The 24,590-nt window shown below is 43.3% G+C and carries 18 protein-coding genes; 4 read left to right on the top strand and 14 right to left on the bottom strand.

Going from position 1 to position 24,590, the window contains the following annotated elements; all coding sequences use genetic code 11:
• Positions 1-75: 75 nt before the first annotated feature.
• The 7 genes from B9A52_RS06530 to B9A52_RS06500 all read right to left on the bottom strand — a co-directional run bounded on the left by B9A52_RS06530 (position 76) and on the right by B9A52_RS06500 (position 11,260).
• Positions 76-1,410, bottom strand: coding sequence for an APC family permease (locus tag B9A52_RS06530; RefSeq protein ID WP_084119539.1), 1,335 nt, complete (start codon positions 1,408-1,410; stop codon positions 76-78).
• Positions 1,391-3,058 (bottom strand): arylsulfatase, encoded by a 1,668-nt coding sequence (locus B9A52_RS06525; RefSeq protein WP_084119538.1) that lies wholly within the window; start codon positions 3,056-3,058, stop codon positions 1,391-1,393. Before B9A52_RS06525 ends, B9A52_RS06530 begins: the two co-directional genes overlap by 20 nt.
• Positions 3,059-3,164: 106 nt before the next feature.
• A complete protein-coding gene (locus B9A52_RS06520; RefSeq protein WP_084119537.1) occupies positions 3,165-4,475 on the bottom strand; it encodes an APC family permease in 1,311 nt (436 codons plus the stop codon).
• 621 nt (positions 4,476-5,096) lie between these two features.
• Positions 5,097-6,317, bottom strand: coding sequence for a hypothetical protein (locus tag B9A52_RS06515; protein WP_084119536.1), 1,221 nt, complete (start codon positions 6,315-6,317; stop codon positions 5,097-5,099).
• A gap of 386 nt (positions 6,318-6,703) precedes the next feature.
• Positions 6,704-7,180 (bottom strand): Lcl domain-containing protein, encoded by a 477-nt coding sequence (locus tag B9A52_RS06510; protein ID WP_084119535.1) that lies wholly within the window; start codon positions 7,178-7,180, stop codon positions 6,704-6,706.
• A 3-nt stretch (positions 7,181-7,183) separates the two neighbouring features.
• The gene (locus B9A52_RS06505; RefSeq protein WP_084119534.1) at positions 7,184-8,728 is read right to left on the bottom strand and encodes a hypothetical protein; all 1,545 of its coding nucleotides are present in this window, start codon (positions 8,726-8,728) and stop codon (positions 7,184-7,186) included.
• Between the two features lie 513 nt (positions 8,729-9,241).
• A complete protein-coding gene (locus tag B9A52_RS06500; RefSeq protein WP_084119533.1) occupies positions 9,242-11,260 on the bottom strand; it encodes a S9 family peptidase in 2,019 nt (672 codons plus the stop codon).
• A 760-nt stretch (positions 11,261-12,020) separates the two neighbouring features.
• Between B9A52_RS06500 and B9A52_RS06490 the strand changes: the two genes are divergently transcribed.
• From B9A52_RS06490 to B9A52_RS25445, 3 genes are all read left to right on the top strand, one after another.
• Positions 12,021-16,121, top strand: coding sequence for a hybrid sensor histidine kinase/response regulator transcription factor (locus B9A52_RS06490; RefSeq protein ID WP_084119531.1), 4,101 nt, complete (start codon positions 12,021-12,023; stop codon positions 16,119-16,121).
• Positions 16,122-16,714: 593 nt separating this feature from the next.
• Positions 16,715-17,671 (top strand): retropepsin-like aspartic protease, encoded by a 957-nt coding sequence (locus B9A52_RS06485; RefSeq protein ID WP_084119530.1) that lies wholly within the window; start codon positions 16,715-16,717, stop codon positions 17,669-17,671.
• 107 nt (positions 17,672-17,778) lie between these two features.
• Complete coding sequence (locus tag B9A52_RS25445; protein ID WP_157370087.1) at positions 17,779-17,943, top strand: hypothetical protein; 165 nt, start codon at positions 17,779-17,781, stop codon at positions 17,941-17,943.
• A gap of 140 nt (positions 17,944-18,083) precedes the next feature.
• Here the strand turns inward: B9A52_RS25445 and B9A52_RS06480 are convergent, their stop codons facing one another.
• From B9A52_RS06480 to B9A52_RS06455, 6 genes are all read right to left on the bottom strand, one after another.
• Positions 18,084-19,364 carry a type II toxin-antitoxin system HipA family toxin gene (locus B9A52_RS06480; RefSeq protein WP_231955510.1) on the bottom strand — a complete coding sequence of 427 codons (1,281 nt, stop codon included), beginning with the start codon at positions 19,362-19,364 and terminating at the stop codon, positions 18,084-18,086.
• The gene (locus B9A52_RS06475; protein ID WP_084119529.1) at positions 19,354-19,680 is read right to left on the bottom strand and encodes a helix-turn-helix domain-containing protein; all 327 of its coding nucleotides are present in this window, start codon (positions 19,678-19,680) and stop codon (positions 19,354-19,356) included. Before B9A52_RS06475 ends, B9A52_RS06480 begins: the two co-directional genes overlap by 11 nt.
• A gap of 399 nt (positions 19,681-20,079) precedes the next feature.
• Entirely contained in the window at positions 20,080-20,520 is a 441-nt protein-coding gene (locus B9A52_RS06470; protein WP_157370086.1) for a nuclear transport factor 2 family protein, read from the bottom strand.
• Positions 20,521-20,563: 43 nt separating this feature from the next.
• Positions 20,564-21,088, bottom strand: a complete 525-nt coding sequence (locus B9A52_RS06465) for a nuclear transport factor 2 family protein (protein ID WP_084119527.1) — start codon at positions 21,086-21,088, stop codon at positions 20,564-20,566.
• Between the two features lie 204 nt (positions 21,089-21,292).
• Entirely contained in the window at positions 21,293-21,799 is a 507-nt protein-coding gene (locus B9A52_RS06460; protein WP_084119526.1) for a hypothetical protein, read from the bottom strand.
• A gap of 89 nt (positions 21,800-21,888) precedes the next feature.
• Complete coding sequence (locus B9A52_RS06455; protein ID WP_157370085.1) at positions 21,889-23,064, bottom strand: DmpA family aminopeptidase; 1,176 nt, start codon at positions 23,062-23,064, stop codon at positions 21,889-21,891.
• A 126-nt stretch (positions 23,065-23,190) separates the two neighbouring features.
• On the opposite strand from B9A52_RS06455, the gene B9A52_RS06450 reads away from it, so the two are divergent.
• Complete coding sequence (locus B9A52_RS06450) at positions 23,191-24,027, top strand: 3-keto-disaccharide hydrolase (protein ID WP_084119524.1); 837 nt, start codon at positions 23,191-23,193, stop codon at positions 24,025-24,027.
• A 47-nt stretch (positions 24,028-24,074) separates the two neighbouring features.
• Here B9A52_RS06450 and B9A52_RS06445 read toward each other — a convergent pair whose 3' ends face one another.
• Positions 24,075-24,464 carry a hypothetical protein gene (locus B9A52_RS06445; RefSeq protein ID WP_084119523.1) on the bottom strand — a complete coding sequence of 130 codons (390 nt, stop codon included), beginning with the start codon at positions 24,462-24,464 and terminating at the stop codon, positions 24,075-24,077.
• Positions 24,465-24,590: the final 126 nt, after the last annotated feature.

Below are 24,590 nucleotides of genomic sequence, written 5' to 3'. Positions count from 1 at the left end.
TTGCTTCAAATATTACTTTCTGAAAATACAAGGAAAAATATGACTCAGGATGAAAAGGAAGATGAGTGGCTTTTTTCATAGGGATGTAATTTGTTGGTTTATGGAAGGTTTCTTTCTTTTATAGAAAGCTATGAGCTGATAGATTATGGACAGCATGAGAACGAACAGCCCAATGCCCAGGAGTTCGGTTTGGCTCAGTTGAAAAAAAATCCATACCAAAGCAATCAGGGCAAAAGTGCCAAGGAAGTATCCTCCTTTGATTTTAAATAATTCAGGACCTGGGTTTTTATCTGTTAATCTAAATTTAAAAAAGGCAAGGATCACTCCTAAATAAATAAGGATGGAGTTCCCAGTGACTAATATCAACAAATACCTAAAGCTTCCCGTGCCTGCAATAAGTAATTCCAGGATGGCCAGGAAAACAATCGCGATGACAGGAGTGCCGTATTTGGGGTGAAGTTTGGCAAATACTTTTGGCAGGATTCCATCTACTGCTCCTGCATAAAGAATGCGGTTTTTCAGTAAAAATATGGAACTGAATGTGCTCCATACTGCAATAAATGAGACGATAAGAATCAGAAGAAACCCTGTATTTCCTGCCAGGTTTTTGGCTAATTCGGCCAACGGAGCCTCCTGATTTTCGAGCAAAGTCTGACCAAGAACTCCCTGAACGGCCAAATGGATCAGACAAAAAATCAAGACAACGCCGAAAATTCCAATCACAAATCCCAAAGGGGCTGTTCGCTTTGGATTTTTCATTTCACCCCCCACGCTCAGGGCCAATTCACCACCAAGAAATGCGAAAATCAAGAGTAGGGAAGCTTCTCCGATTTTGGAAAATTCAGGAAACCCTTTCCAAATAATGTTATCCAAACTAATGGCAGAAAGGCCAAAGGTCACCAGAACCAGCATCGCCAATACCTTGGTGAAGGTCAGGATCTTCACGAAGATCATGCTGTCTTTTATTCCCCGGATGCTGAGCAAAGAAATAATTCCCAAAATCACCGAAAAAAAGCCTATCCTGGCCCAAAGTTCCCCAAGTACAGGGAAAGAGGAAGCCGCGATATCTGCCATGGCATTAAGCAAGGCTGCACAGGCCAAAACACCCACCCCAAACAAATACAGCGAATTGGAAAGAAAACCTGCCAAAGGACCGAATGCCCGCTCGATATAGACATACATCCCTCCTGTATCAGGAACCCGGCTGCTGACCTCAGCAAAACAAAGACCTAGCGCTAGAAAGATAAATCCACAAAAAATATAGGCCAGAATACTTCCGTTTCCCAAAATCACAAATACCAATGCGGGCAGTAGGAATATCCCACTGCCAATTGAGATGCTGAGTACATTGGTCACTACACCTAAAATACCGACTTCGCGTTTCAGTTTATTAGTTTCGAGATCTGCCATCGTTATCCATTAGGTTTTCGCCGGATTTGGGTGTTGGAGTTCGGATGCCAACCTGTTTGGAAAACTTTTCCCATTCCAACAGTAATTCCTTGTATTTCTCAGGATGGACATCTTTCAAATCCTGTTGCTCGGATAGGTCATTTTCCAAATCATATAGCTCGAAATTATCCAATTCAAAAGGTTTTTTGGTATTCAAAAGCTTCCATTTCCTCTTTCTGAGCATCGCATCCCCTTGATGTTCCAAGCCAAAAACATAAGTGGAATCATGAATTGGATCTGGATCTCCGGTCAAAGCAGATAAAATAGAGCTTCCAGCTAATCCTGCAATTTCTTTTCCCCTCCAGGATTTCGGGTAGGTTATTCCTGCAAGTTCATAAAAAGTCGGAGCCAGATCCATGATGGTTAGAAATTGATGGTTGATTTGGTTTTTGGAGCCGATGCCAGGACCGGAGATAATCATTGGAGTGTTCATTCCCCCCTCTGTGGTAAAGCCTTTAAAGTATTTGAAAGGAGAAGCACCTGCTTCTGCCCATTGAGGACCGTAGGAAATAAAGGAGTTTTCCAGGCCCATATCTTCAAATGTATCTGAGTAATTTTCCCGGAGGAAAGGCCCAAAATAGTCATGGTAGTAGAAGTCCTCAGCAGCTGCGCCATTATCTGACAGAAAAACAATCATTGTGTTTTCGTATTGGCCTGTTTCCTTTAGATGGGAAATCAAACGCCCGATGTTATAGTCCAGGTTCTCCACCATACCGGCATAGAGTTCCATCTTTCGGGCCTCTTTTTTCTGTTCCTCGGGCGATAGCGAATCCCATGGTTTGACCCGGGGATGAAGGGGAGGTGTTTGCGCAGAAGGGTGGATCATTCCGGCTTTTTTGAGGGATTCCAGTCTCTTTTCACGGAGGTCCTCATACCCGGCATCGTAGCGGCCCTCATATTTTTTCCAGTAGGTTGAATCCACTTGAAGCGGCCAATGCGGGGAAGTATATGCGGCAAAGACGAAGAAAGGCTGTTCATCCTCCCGATCGGCATTGATGTAGGATATCAGTTTGTCTGTATAAAAATCCGTGGAATATGTGCCTTCAGGCCAATTGGCTTCTTCTCCATTTTCGGTATACAGAGAAACCGGAACATCCGGGAAAATACCTCTTTCGCTGTAGTGGTTGGCCCCACCTTCCAGGGTCACAAAGGATTTTTCAAAACCTCTGTTGGCGGGATTGGCCTCAGCAGATCCTCCCAAATGCCATTTTCCGGCCATATAAGTATGGTAGCCTGCTGAGCGAAGAAGTTCTGGAACAGGAATAATCCGGTCACTGAGTTTTCCTTCGTATCCCGGAATTCCGGTGACCAAATCCTGTGAACCCATACCGGCCACATGGTTAAAATTTCCCGAAAGCAACATGGCCCTGCTTACCGCACAAAACGGGGCTGTATGAAAGCGGCTAAAACGGATGCCCTCTTTGGCCAATTGATCCAGATTGGGTGTGGAAATGTCTCCTCCAAAGGAACCCATATCTGCATAACCCAAGTCATCGGCCATAATTAAAAGGATATTGGGAGACTTAGGGGTCGGTATTTCTTTTTCACAGGAAAAAAACAGGATTCCAAAAAATGCTATGAAGATGATTGGTCTGGTCTGATGGTTCATTTGTAGATCTGTTTTTCAGAAAGCTTTAAATTGGTATTGGTGAATAGTTTGCCTCTGATAAATATTAAATAAGATAAGTATTTTTTGATTGATTCTTTTTATCCTACTAACCTTTATTCTTCTTCCACATCCGATACACCTTACCCAGGAAATAAATCCCTGTCAAAACCACAATCAGGGTCAGTATTCCTTTTATTTCAAATCCTGTCAAATTGGACAGGAAAAAAAGAATGATACCTGCTGAAAGGATAGGAACGGTATAACCAAAAGGAATTTTGAAACCTCCATTATCCAAGTCCCTCTTTCTTCGAAGACCGATCACCGAGAGTGAAACGCCAAAATAAACCAGCAACACACTTGAAGCGGCGATTACGGCCAATTGCCTAAAGCCTCCTATGGTGGCAAGGGTAAAGCCCAGCCCGCTGTACAGCAAAATCGCCAAATATGGGGTTTTGAATTTGTGGTGGATAGAAGCCAACCTACTGAAAGGAATCACCCCATCCCGGGAAAGTCTAAAAATCACTCTTGGAATATTCAGGATCTGCCCACTGACCATTCCAAACATGGATATCCCTGTTCCAACAAAAAGAAGGGTATATCCTACGGGTCCAAAAACAATTTCAGCAGCTTCTGCCAAAGGTGCTTCTTTTTGATTTGGAAGTTCATTGCCCAAAATTCCTTGAGAAACCAATTGGATAAGTATATAGAGCAATAGCACTCCCGAAATCCCTATAAAAATCGCACGGGGTACCGTCTTTTGTGGGTTTTTGATTTCCCCACCAATCGACAAGCCCGCGTCCCCACCCATAAAAGCAAAAAACAAGATCAGGGAAGCCTCTCCCAATTTTTGGATGGTCGGTTCAGATTCCCAAGATAAATTGACCCATTGTACATCTTTCCAGCCAAAACTAATAAGTAGCAATAGTGGAATCAATTTGGCGACGGTAGTGATTTTGACCAGTCCAATTCCCTGTTTGACACCAATGACATTGAGGATGGCCAAGCCTGAAAATAAAAGAAAGAGGATAAATATTCTAAGAGGCGGAGTCTTGAAAATCGGGAAAAGCATTGCCAAAATCTCCACTAGGGCATTGGAAACTGCCGCATCTGCAAAAATACTTCCCATCAAAGAGAATATTGAAACCAAAAATCCCGGATAAGCCCCAAAGGCAGTCTCCACATAAGCGTATCCTCCACCGGAATGGGTCACCTTGCTCCCAACCTCTGCAAAACAAAGCATGACCAAACCGATCAGCAATCCGCAAAACAGGTAAGCCAAGACGCCGGAAGCCCCCATAGTTTCGGCGATGATGGCAGGCAAAACGAAGATGCCGGCGCCTACCATGATATTGACAATATTGGCCGAGAGTCCCCATACGCCGACTTCCCTTTTTAATCCTTCTTGGGTGGTTTGCATAGGGGGTTTGAAAAATGGGGATGGATGGATTTTTTTATCATGTTCAAGGTAAATAGGAATTTTAGCTGTTTGAGGGACTGAGCTTTGTGTTACATTTCAAATGTTTGATGAATGCATTTGGGATTAAGGTAAAAAATTCAATGGTTCAGAAACCTTGGCTTAGGACGAAATGCTGGATTTTCTTCCCCAATAAGGGGATTTATTTTCCGAAGGAGAAATTTTGGATGAGAATGGGATCCGGTTTGATGAAAAATATTTCTTGTGATTGAAATTCAGGAGGTATTTTTTTCAAATTCAACTTCTATCTGTCAGCAGACAGGCTTTCAGAGTTGGGGGATCTGGGCTTGATTATCATTATTTGCCCCACATTGGCATGAGAGGCTAACCGAATTGATTCCCCGTAGCGGCGGGCAAGCTCTTAAGGAATCATAGAAACAGCAATTGATATACACTGAAATGGATAGATCTATTATTGGCCTTTTCAATTTATCCATTAATCACAAAGTACCTGCCTGATGGCATGCAGGGTTGAATTAACCATTCAAAAGCAAAACGGGGAGCGTGAATGCGCTCCCCACTTCGTAAATCGACTAGCGCGACGTGATGTCGAGCCTTATTGCATCAGTTGCAGTGTCCCGGGCCAATGATGCCGTTGTTATAATTGTCTAGCGTCGATGCAAGGGTGAGCATCTGGGCGCGGAGAGGACTGTTTGGGGATTCCGCGGCTATCTGAGCCGGAGTATAGGTATTGAAAAGCGCTTCCGCAGCGCTGAGTTCAGATGAGACCGCCGATGGGCTGGCACCGTTCAGCACGTTCAGCTTTGCCGCCATAAAATGGTGGGCTAGCTGATAGTAGGCATTCCTGGCTGGCGCAGTGTTGAACACTTGTATCCAGGTGGAACCGCTGAGGTAAAACGTCGTGCTGGCCCCGCTAGGTAACAGGGCCCAGGTATCATCATACGGGGCGGGTCCGAACTCGGAGTGCGTCTTCCAGTATCCTTGGGTCAGTGCACACCCATCGCTCGGGGGCAACTCGCAGCGGATACTTACCTCCGCCGAGGCCTCAAGGTCGGTGTTCGCCCCATCGAGGTAGGCGGTGTTCGTATAAGTCTCGGTGTAGACCCCGTCAATGTACAGGCTCTGGTCGGCCGGACAGGTGAAGGTCTCCGGGAAGATTTCGACCGTGGTCTCGGAGATCAGCTTGGAGTAGGCAACCCTGGGATCGCTCAATGTGACCGCATCGTCACCGATGACGTTCACCGACCAGGCGAAGCCCTCGGTCGTGGAGTTCCCACCGACGTCCGAGGTCACGGTGGCTTCGTTCTCCGTGGCGCTGGCGTCAAACGGCGAGGCCGAGTAGTCGCAGGAGACGGAGCCACCGGCGGGCACTGTACCAGTGTTGTCATTGGTCCCAGGGCATACGATTATGGCTCCAGTGCCATCATTCAGTACGTCGGAAAGGGTGAAGGGAACAGAGAAGTCGTTCGGGTTGGTGACCGAGATGGACCCCGTGACCTTGTAGTTCCCGATGTTCTCGGACTTGGTGGCCTCCACAGTCCAGTTGACCAAGAACTCGTCACCAGGGGCGCCCATGTGCTTGTCCTGGCTCACGGTCTTTTCGACCACCCAACTCACCGTCCGGTCGTAGGTCGCTAACACTGTCTTGGCTATTTCAAGGCTGGTTCCTATCCGCATTTGTGAGTTTAAAATATCTTCGGCATCTCCTTCACTGAGAAGGTCTGCAGAGGAGATTTCCTGTTCGGGCTGTATGTCATTTATGCTTTCCATTTCACAGGAAGCCAGAAATAAAATGGCGAGGAAAGGTATAAGGAGCTTTTTCATAGTTTTTAAATAAGGGTTAACAATCGAATTGAAAATCCGCTTGGACTGGCTATTCTTTTATTAAATTAAAAAATCCCATGGTTCGAGATGGATGAGTTGGGACGAAAGACATGGATTTCTTCCCCAATATCGGGATTTATTTTCCGAAGGAGATATTTTGGAAGAGAAGGTGATTCAGTTCGTTCTGAAATTTATGATAGAATTCTTGATAACTCTTCAGACTATTTTCTAAATCCAATCATCATGATTTTAGCCCTTGCTACCGTCTGGTTAGATTTATTAAACTTTCTTCTAACCTTTTAAAACAAAAAACTGGCAAGGATTTACTCCCTGCCAGTTTCTCAAAAATGCGACCGCTGCGCGGTAATATTTTAATAGCTATATGGTTAAAAGGTCCGAACTGCACGAACCCTAAGCCTGAGGTCCTTAATGTTGAAGACCTGGAAACCATTGAGGTCATGAGTCCACGCATACAGGGCGGCGTTCTCTGTAGAACTCCAATAGAGGACACTAATTAAAAAACCACCAATTGCCTCTCTATTCAGATAAAGTTTGTTCAACTCATCTTTGCTAGGTAAATACCATTCGTCATAATCATTTAAAACTAAATCATTGCAGAGTTGTGCAGCATAGCTTCCGGATCCCTGGCTGTTTACAATGGCTGTTGTATTTGCCTGCCCTGTGCCCAAGGCTGTGCCTGTTACCCCTGTTGTTGTATAACTTCCGTTGTACCATTGAATACCTGTACTTTGGTCGACTGGAGCAGCTATTATGCCGTGGGTTACTTTGGTATCATAGCCCTCGTCACCCGGCTGTAAGATATAGGCAATTATTCCACCCTGGTATGCTTCACCTATTTCCAATGATTATCTTATAAGGCATTCCTTTTCGTTTTCTACCTCGAGTACGTTCTTGAAGGACTCGAAGTCACCCGAAGCGTAGGCCGCCTGTACGCCGGCGATGATCTCAGACACCGTCAGGTCGTAGCCCACTTCGGTTCTGGTGGCGTTCAGAATGGCGGCCACCGAGTGACGGGCCAGTGCGTTGGCGCCACCACCGTTGGCAGTAACGTTCTCCAGCAATGTGCCAAAGCGGGGGACCCCGAAGACATCAGCATACAGATCACTCGGGTCGTATCCGGTCCAAAACTTGGTGTTCTGGCTCCAGAAATCAGGTGAGAAGCATTCAGATGAAGGCAAATAGCAATTGATGGTCACTTCGGCTGAGGCCTCCAAGTCGGTGTTGTCCCCATCGAGGTATGCGATGTTCGTAAAAGTCTCCATGTAAACCCCGTCGGTGTACAGACTCTGGTCTGTTGGACAGGTGAATGTCTCCGTAAAGATTTCAACGGTGGTAGTCGAAATCAGCTCGGAGTACGCGACCCGCGGATCGCTCAACGTGACAGCTTCGTCGCCGATGAGATTCTCGGTGAAAGTTACATCAGCGGTTGCGCTAGCGTTGGTCAAGCCCGAACCTACATCAAATGTCACGGTGGCTGTGTTCAGGGTCGCGCTGCCATCCTTCGGAGCGGCGGAGTAGGCGCAGGAAACAGAGCCACCGGCGGCCACCGTACCCGTGTTGTCACCCGTTCCTGGACACGTGATGACGGCAACTGTGCCGTCATTGAGCACGTCAGCAAGGGTGAAGGGCACGGCGAAGCTGTTCGGGTTCGTGACCGTGATGGTCCCCGTCACAGAGTAGTTCGCGGAGATTTCTGACTTGGTGGCTGTCACCGTCCAGTTGGAGAGAAACTCGTCACCGGGGGCGCCCGTGTGGCTGCCCTGGCTCACGGTTTTCATTAGCTGCCAGTTAACCGTCCGGTCGTAGGTGCCTACCGCGGTCTTCTCCACCGTAAGGGGAGGTGCAACGACAGAACAAACAGGTATTAAGGCATAGCTTTCGCTGAATGTGATTGGAGCACCTAATCCCTCCTGTACTACGCTAAAGGTAACTTCGTCGCATCCGGCCCAGCCCTCAGCAAGAGGCACAGTATGGCTAACCTTGCTGCCTGAACTCACATCTGTGTATTCCATTATATTGCCGGCAATATCAATCCTAATGGTGGCCTTTGCATTTGGAGGTCCGGCAGTAATGGCATAGGTCACTTCCACTACAAAATCTGTTTCGGTGTTGTAAGCGGAGTAGTTTACCGATTTTGTGTTTCTGCCAACCCTTAGCGTAGCCACATCGGAAACAGAAAAGAAAACTGAACCTCCCTGTTCAATACAATCACTTTCACACGATCCGGCAGGTGCTAACCGCATGTTTTCGTTTAATTTATCTGTGCCAATCCCTTCGATAAGGAGGTCTTCGGAGGTGACTTCTTGATCTGGCTGCATGTCGGTCACGCTTTCCATTCCACAGGACGCCAGGAATAAAATGGCCAGAAATGGTACTAGGAGCTTTTTCATTGGTTTTTATTTAAGGGTTAACAATCGAATTGAAAATCCGCTTGGACTGGCTATTCTTTTATTAAATTAAAAAATCCCATGGTTCGAGAAGGATGAGTTAGGATGAAATGCATGGATTTCTTCCCCAATGTGGGGTTTTATTTCCCGAAGGAGGGTTTATTTCCCGAAGGAGGGTTTATTTTAACCCAAATCTGCCTGTTCAATAATTGGTAAAAACAACCTGATTTTCTTTTCATCGGCCGGATAAAAAAAAAAGGACTTACGTCGGCTACCATTTCTTCAATGTTTGTACGTGCATAAAGGTCCCGGATTCGATCGCGTAACTGCCCGGAATTCCTAAAAAAATTTTTGAAAATTCTAAAATATTCATTTCTATTTATCCTAATTAAATAGGTTTTATAGAATCATACATAAGCAAATTGATCGAACCTTTAAGTTTATTAAGAATTTTTGGCTGGAAGTATGGGGATGAGCCAATCAAAAATCAACCCTAAAGCCTCACATCTATATCTATCACTTCATATATTTCTCAAACCAGGTCAAAATGCGCGGGGAAACATCCATCAGGAATTTGGGTTCAGTGGGTCCATGCGGCGTGCGGGGATACATGATCATTTCTGTGTCCACTCCTTTTCGTTTCAAGGAATTATAGAACTCCTGACCCTGAGCGAGGGGCACACGCAAATCATTGGCACCGTGAATTACCTGAGTGGGAGTGACCACATTTTTCATGTAGTAGATGGCAGAATGTTTTTCGTACTCCTCGTAATCTTCCCAATATTCTTTGCCACCGGCATGCACCACAATGTAGTCAGGAATATCAGTAGTAGTCACCATAGAGATCAAGTTGGGTAAACCGGCGCCCATGCTGGCTGCGTTGAACCGATCGGTTTGGGTCACGATCCAACTGGTCATATAGCCTCCATAACTCCAACCCATGACAAACTGATTATTGCTGTCGGCAATTCCCATATCCAAGACATGATCCACTCCCGTAATTAGATCCTCATAATCCCCAAAACCCCAATCGCGTACATTGGCATAACGGAAATCTTTTCCATAGCCTGTGCTGCCCCGTGGATTGGGACGTAGCACGATAAATCCATGCTGCGCAAAAAACTGGGTCATGTAAATAGAGGGCGCACCGGTATAGGTTTGCGAGAATACTCCTGCCGGTCCTCCATGAATTTGCAGGATAATCGGGTATTTTTTGCCCGGTTGATAATCGACCGGATAGGTGAGAATTCCTTCTATGACCAAGCCATCCTTTGATTTCCATGAAATCACCTCGGTTTTTCCAAGGGGAGGGGCATCGAAATTGGAATTGATACTGCTTATTTTCTTTGCGTTTTCACCCCGGATTCCTGCGGTAAACACCTCTTTTGGGGTATTCACATCTTCGAAGGTGAAGCTGATCCGATTTCCGGATTTACTTACCGAAAATGCCCCCGCCGAGCCATTTGTCGAAGTCAGAATAGGCAATTCAGATTCTGAATAGGCCAAGTAATCTCCCTTGGGCAATTGCAGATCACTGCTCGAAGGCAGGGCTACCAAAGCCTGAGAGGTTTTGTAATTTTCAGCAATAAAAAGATGGGTTCCGTCTTCAGACCAAGCGACGATGTTAGCACTACGATCCGGTGTTTTTTGAAGTTCAATCACTTCGCCTCCATTTGCAGCAACTTTATATATATCCGTAAGTCCCACTCTTTCGGGTCTTCCACCTGAAGACTGAAAGGCTATCCATTTGCCATCCGGTGAATATCTAGGGCCTGTATCCACTCCGGGTCTTTTTACAATAGTTGTTACTTTTCCGCTGTCTGCCGGAATGGTCGCAATATCGGATTCCAGTCCTCCATCATTGATGGTGGGATTAGGGGCAAAAGAAAATGCAATCGTGCTGCCATCGGGTGACCAATCGAAACCATTCACATGATAGGTGCCTCCGGTCAATTGTTTCGTTTTACGGTTACCGTCTTTTGCCGCCTCAATTGAGATGGTATAGATATGATTGTATTTATAGTCTTTGTCTACCAATATTACATCGGTCTTTTCCTTTTTTCTCTTTTCCTCTTCTTCGGTTTCAGGATCTTTCATCAGGTAGGCGATGTGCTTGCCATCTGGAGACCATTTAAATGAGCTTACTCCTGATTTTGTGAAGGTAATCTGTTCGGCTTCTCCGCCCATAAGACGTAAGACAAAAATCTGATTCTTGTTGTCAATACGGTTGGAAAGGAACGCAATCTGTTTTCCATCCGGTGAGAATTGGGGGGCAGTGGAGGATTTTTCACCACGGGTATACTGCACATCCATAGTTCCGTCAGTGGCAGCCACCCAAAGTTGACTGTTGTATTCTGATTTTTCTCCTTCCATTACGGGAACATTCACGACATAGGCAATGAATTTTCCATCAGGGGAAATGTTTGTAGCAGTAATGTTTTTATACTGCATGATTTTCTCTGCAGTCCAGATGTTTTGTCCAAAAGAACTTAAAGAAAAGACCAGAAATAAGGATAGGAAGATGGTATTTTTCATGTTGAGTATTGAAAATTTTGGAATTTACAGAAAGGTTATTACATACAGTGTGCCTCCTCATACTGAGACGGAGCCTGCGGAGTCGAATGCCTGCCCCGAAGTATTGCGGGGGATCTCCCATATAATAGGAGACTCTTCGCTTCCCTTAGAGTGACGCACGTTCCTGTCAATAGTAAGTACGAGGTATCTTACAAGGTTCTATTTAGGCTAATTTTATCATTTACTGATCCTCTGGAGATGCCCCGAAAGCATTGGGGCAGGCTTTCCTATGTCAGCATGACGATTTCTCCAATTTATGTTATTTTTTGTATGTTATAATCAGAAATATAAGGAAAACATCCGGGTCTCAAAAATCCGGGTATTTGGGAATATTTGCCTATGGATTTTCAAATGAAAATAATGTAGAATACAATGGCATGAAGCGCATAAAAACTGAAATGAAAAAATAGGAACTTAACGTTTCCCTTATGGGCCAGTCCCTCATAAATAAAGTCATTTTTGATTCCCAATTCAGATGAAGCGTTTGGTAAATGCATTTGAATGTAAGATAAAAAATCAATGGTCATAAACCCTGACTTAGGACGAAAGGCATGGATTTCTTCCCCAATGCATAGGATTTCTTTCCGAACGGGAATTGTCTAACCTTAGTAGTTCGAAGCAGGAAATATTCCTTCTTCAACATTTTAAAATTGTTAAAATTTGACTTAGGAATTTAAATAAATTTTATTTAAGTTGTTGATAAGAAACCACTTAAAAACCAATGATTCGTACTTTTTTTCTGTTTTTCATTTTTATCACCATCTCTTTTCTATGTAAAAGTCAGGAGGTTAAAATCACAACTATTCCTCACATATTTGATCCAAATCGTACCAATATTATGGGAATGTGCCAGGACGATATGGGCTTCATCTGGCTTGCGGATAACCACAATGGTTTGGTAAGATACGATGGGACGAATAAAAAGTATTTTAAGTCCAATCCAAATGACAGCAGCTCGCTTCATACAAACCGGCTGGAATGCCTATATGCAGGAAAAGGTGGGATTATCTGGATTGGGAGCGTTCATGAGGGCTTGGATAGACTTGATACCTCTAAGGAAACTTTTACACATTACCAAAATGATTCAAGCGATACCACCAGTCTTCGCGACAATCGGGTCTATGCTCTTCTGGAAGATCGCTCGGGTACTTTATGGATTGGAACAGCAAAAGGACTCGATACCTTGGACAGGAAGACCGGGCATTTTGTTCATATCCAAGACGACACTCCTGCCGGTCGCTCCATTGCAGAGGCAGCAGTAAGAAGTATCTATGAGGATCATGCCGGACGGATTTGGATTGGCGCAGGCAATGCGTTCGATTTTGAGGAACACCCTTCTTCTGGATTATATAAGTTTGAAAAAGAGTCTGGTCGGATCACTCACTTTAGACATGATCCAAAAGATTCGGCCTCCCTAATTAGTAATAGGGTCAGGGCTATATTTGAGGACAGCAAAGGTAATTTTTATGTCGGTTCAGATGGGGATGGACTCCATATCATGAACCGGGAACAAGGCACATTTCAAAGATTGCCGAATATTCCCGGCAACCCGAATGCACTTTCCCGCCCTCCTGTCAACCCAAACGCTCTCTTTGCAGTAGATCACATTTCCTTTATCAATGAAGATTCTCAAGGTTGTATTTGGATCGGAACTTATGCAGGAGGGATCAACCGATACAATCCGAAATCGAAGACCATTGAGTTTTTTGGAATTTCGGGAACTGGACCGAATTACATGGAGAAAAATGATTTTCGGTCCTTGCTGAAAACCAGGGATAATCTTATGTGGGTTTCGGGATGGGAGCCCGAGACAGAGAATCAAGTGTTGTTTCAAATCTCTACCTTTAAAAATTATTTTGAACACACCCCTATCGGAACACGGGCAATGGTCTTTGCCCAAGACCAAGAAGCTGGCGTTTGGATTGGAACCGGGCAAGGCGTGTTTGGCCATGACGTGAACCAATCGAGGGATAGTTTTTTCACTTTTGTCCAAAATACATTGAGATCAGTAACAATCACGGATCTTAAATTTGACCAAGCATACAATTTATGGGTCGGTAACAGATGGGGCGGAGCGTACTTTTTCGATCGACAGACAATGACCTACAAGCTATATGGACCGGAGGAGAATGGTAAAAACGGTCTTTCCTCTTTGTTTCAATATGTCATTTTGCCTGTCGATGAGGATACTATCTGGATAGGCACAAATAGGGGGCTTGACCTCTTCAATTCAAAAAGCGGAAAATTCACGCATTTTACCCCTAACCCAAAAAATCCCAACAGTTTAAGCGCATTCGATGTGCATAGTCTCCTTCAAGATTCCAATGGAAGAGTTTGGGTAGGTACAGGTAATGGTATTAACCTCTATCGGAAAGAATCAGCTGATTTTGAAAGAGTTTTGGATAAAACAGGGGCGGCTATTTTCGAAATTTATGAAGATAGCAAAAAGCGAATTTGGGCCAGTTCCTACAGGTCAGGGTTTTTTTTATTAGATCCGGAAACAGGGATTTTCAATCGGTACTACGACAATACCGGTCTAATTACAGATTTGCTTCTCATCACAGGATTAGTAGAGGATGATTCAAAATTGCTTTGGTTGTACACAGATATTGGGTTCATTCGATTGGATCCCGAAACTAAAAACGCAGCCTTATTTGGGTACAGTTGGAAAAAACCCAACCAAACTGGCTTTTACTCTAAAAACGCATTTATTTCCAAGAATAAAGAGGTTTTTGTCGGAAATGCCACCGGCTATTTTTCTTTCATGCCAGCAGAATTGGAAAACCAATATCCAATCGAACCTGCCCCTTATTTATCAGCTTTTTTTCTAGGAGATCGTACTATTTCATCTCAAACTGATAAAAAAATCCTGCCAAAACCTCTCAATGAAACCAGTGAGATACGGTTGCCTCACCATCAGAATACCTTTACGTTTGAATTTGGCAGTATTGATTTCGTGACATTGGAGTCTGAGAAAAACCTTCGATATAAGCTCGAAAACTTTGATGAAAACTGGCGGAGCGGAGCTTCATACACTGCCGGCTATTATGCATTACCGCCGGGAGAATATATTTTTCATGTACAGGCGACTAACCGGTATGGGAAAGTGGGGCAGCGATCTGTTTCCATTACTGTGATGCCGCCTTGGTTTACCCAATGGTGGGCTTGGCTTTCCTATACTTTGTTGCTGTTTTTATTGCTTTATTGGGTTTATGGATTCTTACTCCGTAGAAAACTTGCCCAAGCAGAAGTAATTAGGCTCCAAGACCTCGATCAGGTCAAAACCAGAATCTACACCAATTTGACGCATGAATTCAGGACGCCCTTGACAGTGATTTCAGGTATTGCAGATCATATATTATCACAACCTTCGATTGAGACTATGAAAGAGGGACTTCCAATGATTAAAAGGAATAGTGCCCAACTGCTCAGACTGATCAACCAAATGCTGGATCTATCCAAACTTCAGTCGGGTAAATTGTCCGCAAAAATGATCCATGACGATATCTTGGGTTATCTCAAATACCTGACCGAGTCTTTTCATTCCCTGGCTGATTCCAAGGATATCCGATTGCACCTACTCCCCGGGTTTGAGGAGTTGTACATGGACTTTGATCCGGAGAAAATTCAGGCCATTTTTTCCAATCTGGTAGGAAATGCTGTAAAATTCACGCCACCTGGAGGTGATATTTACATTAAAATGGAAAAGATCAGCTCCAGAGAAGTGGGAGATTTTTTGGAAATCAAAGTGAAGGATACCGGCAAAGGAATTCCTTCCCAGCATTTACCCAATATTTTTGATCGTTTTTATCAGGTAGATGATTCGGCTACGAGGTCAGATGAGGGAACAGGAATTGGCCTGGCGCTCACCAAAGAGCTGGTGTTGCTTATGTCCGGAACCATAGAAGTCAGCAGTCAGATGGGAAAGGGTACGGAATTTACAGTTAGACTACCCATACTAAAAGAAGCACCAAAAGGAAATGCTGGAGAATTGGTCCAACAACCACAGTCAACGATCACAGAATTGATGGAGGCATCTCCTATTGGAGCAGAGGAAGGGTACGATGAAAGTCTCCCCCTGGCCTTACTGGTGGAAGACAATGAAGATGTATTGAGCTATCTGGAGCTCTGCCTCCAAGACAAATACAAAATCCAAAAAGCCAGAAATGGCCTCCAAGGCATCCAATTGGCCATTGAAATGATTCCAGACATCATCGTCAGTGACGTGATGATGCCAGAAAAGGACGGCTACGAACTCGTCGAAGGACTAAAAAAAGATGAACGAACCAGCCATATTCCTATCATCGTACTTACTGCCAAAGCAGATCTGGAATCCCGATTGGAAGGTCTCGAAAGAGGAGCGGATGCCTACATTTCCAAGCCCTTTGAGAAGAAAGAGCTGGAAGTCCGACTGCGGAAATTGATTGAGGTACGACAAAAACTTTCAGCTCGCTATGTCACACTCAACCCTGAAGGAACACCCGAAACCCCTGCCGAAATACAAGAGGATGCTTTCCTGAAAAAGCTTCGCTCCATCGTGGTTGCTCATTTGGAAAGTGAGGAGTTTGGCATTGGGGAATTGTGCAAGGAACTGGCAGTAAGCCGAACTCAGCTTCATCGTAAATTGAAGGCCCTGACCAATAAGTCCACATCCCAAGTCATAAGGACGATACGCATGCAGGAAGCAAAGAACCTATTGCTAAATTCAGCCTTGAATATTTCAGAAATTGGCTACGCTGTAGGTTATGGCAATCCCAGCCATTTTACGCAAGAGTTTACCAAGGAATTTGGGGAAGCCCCGAGCTTTTTTAGAAAAGGGTGATAATTCTTCAAAGCCTGAGAACCAATTTTTGAAGGCTGTTCTCAGGATACAACTTTTAATGGATTTCTTTCTGGATTAATAAACAGGCATAATCAGCTTTTGGCATGAATTGGAACAAAGTCTAAAGCCAATGAATCAATAGCTAAACCAATGTTTTAGGCAATCATTTACCTTGGATTCAATATAAACATAGATCGGGAAATGCAAAAAGCCATTGGCGTGTAATCGGCAATGGTTTTTTTATTCTCTATTTAATCCATACCTTATTTAGAAAAGATAATTTTTTTAGCCTAAAAACCGGTTTTTCATTACTGATCTGATTCAGCTTTCGATTTATTTATCCTTCATGACTAATTGAACAGTCAAAACCTGCTTTTTTTTGGAACAAATTATACAGTATATGAAACATGGTATACACCACCTGAAACAAGGTATATAGCATCCGAAACAATACCTAAGTTCATATTTTTTACTTTAAAGTACCTTGTTTATCAATTAATTACATCATTTCCCCGAAATGTATTTAGGCCTTTAGCCACCAAAATACAGATCATGGACTGAAAAATAATTTATAACATTTTTACTTCCATAACATGAAAACGATCTTATCATTTATTGTCTTTGGGTGGATTATTCCACATTACAATTTAAAAAACACTCCCGTTACCAGCATACCATTCGATCTCGTCCAAAATCTTATCATCGTTAAAGCCACTGCTAATGGCAAGGAAGGATATTTCGTAGTGGACACGGGTGTTTCGGAAACAATCTTAAATAAAAGGTACTTTAAAGGCAATGCTACCGGAATCAAATTTTATGGTATTCATGGAAATGAAATAGAAAATGAAATATGGCCTATAAAATTAAACATCGAAGGATTTGAAAAAAATATGATAGGTGTCATAATCGATTTCACTGCTTTGGAGAAAAAAACTGGTTTGGATTTATTAGGGGTTGTTGGAAATAGTTTGTTTAAAAATTGTGAACTGGTTTTAGACTATACATTTAAAGAACTGACCATATATCGACTCAATAAAGAAGGCAACCGCATTTCTTCAAAAAATATCCATAAAGAGCCTCAGTCAACTCTCCCTATAATACTAGGTAAAGGATTGGCGCTAATCGAAGTAAAAATGAATGGAAAAAAGTTAAAGATGATTCTGGATACAGGAGCTAGTGCAAATGTGATGGATATTCAGGAAATCAACCACATCGGTTCAGGCTCATCACGGGTAAGGGAGGTTTCAATGGCAGGTTTTGGGAAGAACATAACTCAGGTAAAATCCTCTAAAGTAAATGAATGGATGGTTGGTAACCTTCCTTGTCCACCTATGAAGACACTTTTTGTACCTTTAAACCAACTCAACCAAAACAATTGGGGAAATAGGGTCGATGGTATATTGGGATATAACTTTCTCTGCAACTTTAGGGTGTCAATTAATTTCCGAAAGAAGGAAATTCACCTTTGGGATCGGGAATCAGTGGAACTCCAATTGGCAAATGCAAAAAAAAGCGACAATGCAATTGGGATTAATTCAATTGAATATTGACCTGATTAACAAATCCTGAAGGTTAGTCTTGAGATAAAGAAGGTGGACTGCTGGTTGTTGAAACCGGTGCTTCCCGGTTATCACGCATAGATTTGGCGACAGGAGCAGTGAGCAAAATAGTAGATGGTCTCAGCCTGAGTGGACCGGCTGTTGGTCAAGAAGGCGCCTTACCTGCTACCAACTACTTTGATGGGGTAGCCATCGATCAATCGGGTGATATCTATGTTTCGGGTGGAGGCAAGAATGTGATATACCGCATCTCTAAAAATTGAGGACAAGCTCGTTGATAGAATTGTTTTTTTAAACTAGATTGGCAACCACTCCCCCTTTTCCCTTCCGAAGAGGGGTAAATAATGCAATCATTCTTTAAAGAATTTCACTACTATCAAGAAATCTCTAGCTTTTCATTGGATTAGATATGCGCTTTTTGAAAAGCTCCGGCTTTTGATTCGATTTGTTGTTTTGGGATTTTGAGATGGGCAGCGACAGCCCTCCATCCAGCTACAGCAGTTTTCACTTCTTGTATAACCTTCTCTGCATTGGCCGTTTTCAACCTAAAAAAGGGAATGACTTCCAAAGCCAAATCCAAGTCCAGATCATTGTCATTCTCTGAAATATTCAATTTCAAACCCGTGCCGGTTTCAATTGGATTAATATCATAAGCCGGGGAGAGCCGCCAACCTGCTGGAGTCAAGATAAAGCCATGATTTCTCAAATGGTCGTCTACATTGGTTACGCAAATACTGAATACTATCCTTCTCCAAAGCTGCTCCAAGTCCTCCTGAACGGATGCGCTGTGGATGCTGATAAATTCTGCGAGCTCAAGATAACTAATTCCATCTAAATAGTCCTGCCCATCACGATATCCCAACAGAGTCATGGCGGATGCAAAATGAATCCGGCTGCCATCGGATCTCCGGTCAAAGCGTTTGGTCAAAAAGGTATGATACCTTGAAGAAAACTTCTGGGCCATTCCTTCGGCCATTTGAATTCCTGCCTTTTTCGCCAAAGTATGTACCACCATTTCCCATCCACCTATATCCGAATCATCGCTATTGCTTGGGAACTTAGCGATCCAAAGCTCTTGATTTTGATCCAGCACACTGGCCTTCGGACGTGCTCCACCTAGGGAAGAACCAGGAGCCACCAGCATATTCAACCAGTTCAAATACTCTGGATCATCCGAAACACCGTCTTCCTCCAAGCGAAGACTGATTTCTTCCAATTCACGGATTGAGGCCCAAGGTGGGCTTGCCAACCTGGAATCATCACTCAAAAAGGATCCATCAGGATCTGACTTAAAGCGTAAACCACCCATTCTGTGGCCATCAAAAACGCCCAATAGGTAATCGGTTTCATAAAGATTTTTTTCTGCTCTTTCCTCTGCCCGGGCCATGCCTGCTTCCTTCCTTCGCATCAGCACTCTTCCCCATCGGTCAGGGGAGGAATCCAGAAAAATACCAAAGTTGGATTTATGCGGATCATTGAGAAACTGCTTGCCTCCATATAACTGCAAATCCGGATCCAGAATCTGGGCTTGTGAAGTGGCCAGCCAATCGCGTTCATATTCGAAAGAAAAAATCTCCCTACCCCGTAAAAGCTCGGCCTGTAGTATTCCCATCAACTGGGGGGATTCCAGACCAGACCAGTCTGCATAGACCCAAATACTTCGCTTTCGAATTTCAGTGGCCATTTTTTGATTTTTTAGGGGCACGTTCTTTGGAGACCAAATGAGCATCCTGAAGCTTCCTGCCCAACTCATCATCCTTGGCCAGCAGTAAAAAATCCTGCTCCAATCCCAAGACCCGCAGCACGTTCAGGTAATTGCCTATGCCTACTCCGGGATGGCCTTGCTCGATTTTCACCAGGGTAGACCTGCCGATATCCGCCCGCTCTGCCACCTGCTCGCTGGAGAGCTTCCTACGCAGTCGGGCCAACTTGATATTCTCGCCCAATTCGCTCAGAATTCGCTGGCTTTTGGGAAATAAAACAGGAGTACTATTTGCCATAATGTTTTATTAATGAAACAAAAATAACAATATTGTATTAATAATAAAACATTATTGCTTGAATCAAGCTGAGAATGCAAACATAACTTAGTCCGAATCAGAAACATTTCGGCCACCGTAGGATTTCGTCCCCTGCACATGTGGATAATCGTACGCTTACAAAAGCGAGATAACCTCTAATTGGTTTGGACTTCAATGAATTTAATTTCCAGCATTCTTAAAGAAGTAATTAAAAAAAATATCAATTATTTATTAAGTTGATTGTATTTCCTCAGCATTTCCACCAAAAATTTTTAAAAACTTCTGGTTCTTAGTTCTTTCTTTTTCATGACTTCCTCTAATATTTCAATAATTGCCGAAGTATCCTCTTTTATTTCTTTGAGCATGATGATACAATCTTTATTGCTTCAACTTTAAATCCTGTGCCGCTACTATCTGCCACTTTTTATCTCTGTATATCCAGGTATCGGTCCAGATATTGGTTGTGCTGGTAGAGTCGGCTTTTTTTGTCCAGGTTTCATTTCCCTGGGCAACAGCAGCCTCTCCATAAAATCTTATGGTAACATTGAACACTTTGGGTTTGTAAAATCGGTTTGCTTTCATTTTAGACTCACGAATCAAGGTTTGTTTGTCATAAAGATCACCCCTTAAACTTACCCCCATGAAGTCATCTGCTACAATCCTATCAATTACTAAAGAATCGCCCGCATTTATCGCTTCTGCCCATTCTTGTGCAGATTTTAAAATATACGCGTTGGCTGCTTCATAATCCATTTTCTCAGAGCAAGAGAAAAGCGTTAGACCTGTTAGAATTATTAGAAAATTTGATTTTATTTTCATGGATTTTTTGGGAAGACGGGTGTATTTTTTTTCGAAATTATGCTTAATCTCCAATAGCCCACTGATCTTTCAATGCAGCCATCCCTCCAAGAATCAGCCACTTTCCATCCACTTTTTTCCAGGTATGCGTAAATTTTCGTGTCTCCTTTCGGACAACTTGGTTATCCTTGTCGGTCCATAAAAAATCTGTGTCGTAGAATACAATTACCACATCTTCGATTGCATTTGATGCTTTTTTGTAAAGGGTGTAGCTGTATTTCAGCTCCTGGTCTTTGTGCAAGTCAGGAATCCAACTGGCGATTTTACTTTTGTCAGCTACCCCATCCCCAAAACCCGGATAGCCGATAAAATCTTCATGCCAAAGCGTTTTATAGGCGACTGTGTCAATGTTCTGTACATATTGCCAATACATTTCTTCCATATGCCAAGCTTCATCCTCCATTTCAGATTTGTTTGGTGTAGGAGCTGTTTTTTCCTCTTCTGAGGAGTTTTTGCTGTTTTCGCTGCAACCTGTTATGGTGAGTGAGGCAAGTAATGCGAAGAGAAGAAGAAGGGTTGAGTTTTTCATTTTGTTCAATGTAGAGAGAAATATTAGGAATACAGATTGTTTAAAGAATAAGATGTGTCATTCATGATCAAATGTCCTACAATGGCATTTGGGGTATAATATAAAAAAATGAATAGTTCAGGTCTCCTGACTTAGGACGAAATGCATGGATTTCTTCCCCAATGAAGGGTTTAATTTTCCGGAGAAGAATTTGGATGGACTTTACTACACTTCTAATTTCAATATTTCCAAAAAATATTTTTTAAGCTCCTTTTCTTCTTTGATATCTACTTGGCCATCTTCCATTACATCAGTAAGGATAGCATGCATTTCTTTGAAAGGGGATAAACCGAGCATAGTTTTATTTTCTTCCAGCCACTTTTTTAGGACATAAATTTCATATTTATTGATCTGCTCATCGGCCAGAATACCATAACAGATCCCCTGCAGCATCTGGATTCTGGATTCCACTGTTTCAGAAACGCTCAGCTCAGATTCATATTTTTTGAGGATAGCCTTCATTTCATCTAATTCCTCAGATGTGACGGTACCGCCATCAAGAATGGATTTTACTTCGTCAAAGAATTCCTTAAAGGGTGATTCCTGGCAAAGTCCTTTATGCGCCTGACACCAAAGTTTCATTTCTTCGAATTGCCCCCGGGATATTCTTCCGTCACTGCTGATACCATAAATAATACCTTTGAAATGATTGAATGGTTTTTGTGTTTTCATGGGCTATAGACAAAAGTTGTTTTGAAAGTTAAGAATTTTACCCTTGATTATTTACATTAATCAAATGAATTTTAGGACGATTGTTCAATCTAATCATTTAACCGATTGTATTTTTTGAGTACTTCTACCAGCAACCCATGTGGCAATGCATAAGACTTGTTTCCATTGATGCCTTCCATGGTTTCTGCGGCAATCATTGCATTGATGATGGCTTCTTCGACGGCCTGTACTGTCGCTTCCAATAAGGGATCGATCAGATCATTTGGAAGCATCTCCACTTCCGATAAATCATAGCGCTGAAATGCATCCGGATTGGCGGTGGAAAAAGCAATAAAAATATCTCCTGAGCCATTGCTTGCATATCCGCCCGTATTTCCAATCCCCAACGGGACACGATGTGCAATCCTTTTCAACTGATGTGGAAGTAAAGGTGCGTCAGTCGCCACCACCACGATGATGGAACCATCCCCTTCCTTTCGGTAAGACTGTGGCGGCAATTTCAATTCGTTGTTCAAGGTGTCCATCAACTCCCTTCCCACCGGAACACCGGCAATGGTCAGCGAGGATTTCCTGCCAAAATTAGCCTGTACCAAAGCACCAATAGTGTACGAGGAATCTTTGACCTTGACAATTCGGGAAGATGTTCCTGTTCCACCCTTGAAACCCAAACACATCATCCCGGTGCCTCCGCCTACATTTCCTTCGGCAATCTTTCCTGATGTGGCATTTTCAATGGCCTCCAGTACATGTTCTTCTTTGACATGAAAACCATAAATATCATTCAAAAATCCATCATAAGTCTCGCCTACTACAGGATAGGTATACCACCACTCTTCACCGTTGTACCAGTCAGTATCTACATACCACTTCAAAACAGCATCCCGGACCACGCCCACGCTGTTGGTGTTGGTGATCATTATCGGGGTTTCCAGGAAGCCGGATTCTGTCACCCAAGTGGTTCCCGTCATTTCCCCGTTTCCGTTCAAACTGTACCAATTGGCAAATACGGGGCTGAATTTTTGGGCTTTGCCACGCGGGAAGATGGCGGTGACACCGGTTCTTACCGGACCTTTGCCTACGATATTTTCCCCGCTACCTGAGATGATGGTGCTGTAGCCCACCTCCACGCCTTTAACATCTGTAATGGCGTTAAACTGACCTGTGGTTCCATTAAATGGCACGCCTAAATCCCTTGCCCGAGGTTTTTGGCCATAGGCGATAGATAGGTTGAGGATAAGTAGGATAAAAACAATTGACCGCTTCATATTCGTTATTTTAATCATTCAAAAACTTTAACCTTTCAATATATGCATTTTTAGATTCTTTTGTTTTGTGCTTTTTTTAACTCCCATTTATTGAAGAATGACTACCTTTAACCAAACCCAAAATAAATGTCCAAAGCCAAAATCTTCTTTTTCGCTGTTGCTCTTCTGGCATCCGTTTCCTGTAAGCCTGAAAAACAACGGGAAACACTCTTCAATGATAAAGACCTCAGTGGTTGGGACACCTACCTAGGGCCCGCATGGGTGGCCACCACCGACTCTACCGTGGGGAGATCTGATAGTCCAATTGGATTAAATATCGACCCCTTAAGCGTATTCAGTGTGGTAGAAGTGGATGGAAGACCCGCTATTCGGATATCCGGTGAACAGTGGGGCGGATTATCAACTACCCAAGAGTTTCAGAATTACCACCTCAGCCTTCAATTTAAATGGGGCGAGGCTAAGCACAAACCCCGCGACAAAAATAAAAGGGACAGTGGCTTACTCTATCATGCCGGGGGACCACATGGGGCAGACGGTGGTTTTTGGATGCGCTCGCAGGAGTTTCAGGTGCAGGAAGGCGATTGCGGTGACTATTGGGGGGTAGCAGGAGGAATCATGGACATACCGGCAAAGAAGTCTGATGATCTTTATGTCTATAATCCTGAGGCAGAAAAATTGGTGTTCAGTGATTTGAGCCCTGTAGGAAGGCGCTGTGTAAAATACCCCGATGCCGAAAATCCAACGGGTGAATGGAATACCCTGGAACTTTATTGCTTCGGAGATACAGCTGTGCATGTGGTAAACGACAAAGTGGTGATGGCCCTTTACAACTCACGTTACTTATCTGAAACAGGTGAATTGCCTCTAAAAAGCGGCAAAATCCAAATTCAATCCGAAGGGGCTGAGGTTTTCTACAGGGATATCAAAGTCAAAAAGATAGCTGAGTTGCCCATTGATCTTTGAAAAGAGGAGTAATTATTTAAGAGAGTTCTGATATTAAACTTACAAGCCTATTTTAGAACCAGACTTTGCACCCATGCTTCTGCCTCAGGTTCACTTTCGAAAATCTGATAAGGGACAGGTTGCTTTTGGAATGAAAAAATCACTTTTAAGATGGCTCGAATGGCTGCATTGGGGATAATGTAAGCAGTCCCCGCGCAATAATTTATCATCAATTCCTTATTTTCCTTGAGCCAATCAGCCTGCATTTTTTGATGTGAAAGTGAGGGTATGCCCGCGTTTGAAGCATCGAAAATAATAGCCAATGGCTTGCTGTACCGATAACAGGCTTTGGTTTGGGCCAGATAAGTTTGAAAGTTTTGGTCAGTGCTTTTATTGCCTGTAAAACGAATCCAAACAACCGGGAATCCAGATTCGTCAACGATTGCGTAAGGTTCCATGTATGTTGAAACCCATTTGTAGCAGAAGGGTTTTATGAAAAAATAAAAAAACCTGCCAAGCTGCAGGTTTTAGTTTGTCTATAAATCGTTTCAGATTTCCTTCTGCTAGTAATCGCTGTCTTATTT

Source organism: Aquiflexum balticum DSM 16537, from assembly GCF_900176595.1.
Taxonomy (GTDB): Bacteria; Bacteroidota; Bacteroidia; order Cytophagales; family Cyclobacteriaceae; genus Aquiflexum; species Aquiflexum balticum.
Note: the sequence above shows the minus strand (reverse complement) of the source record. Positions and strands in the feature narration are given on the sequence as shown.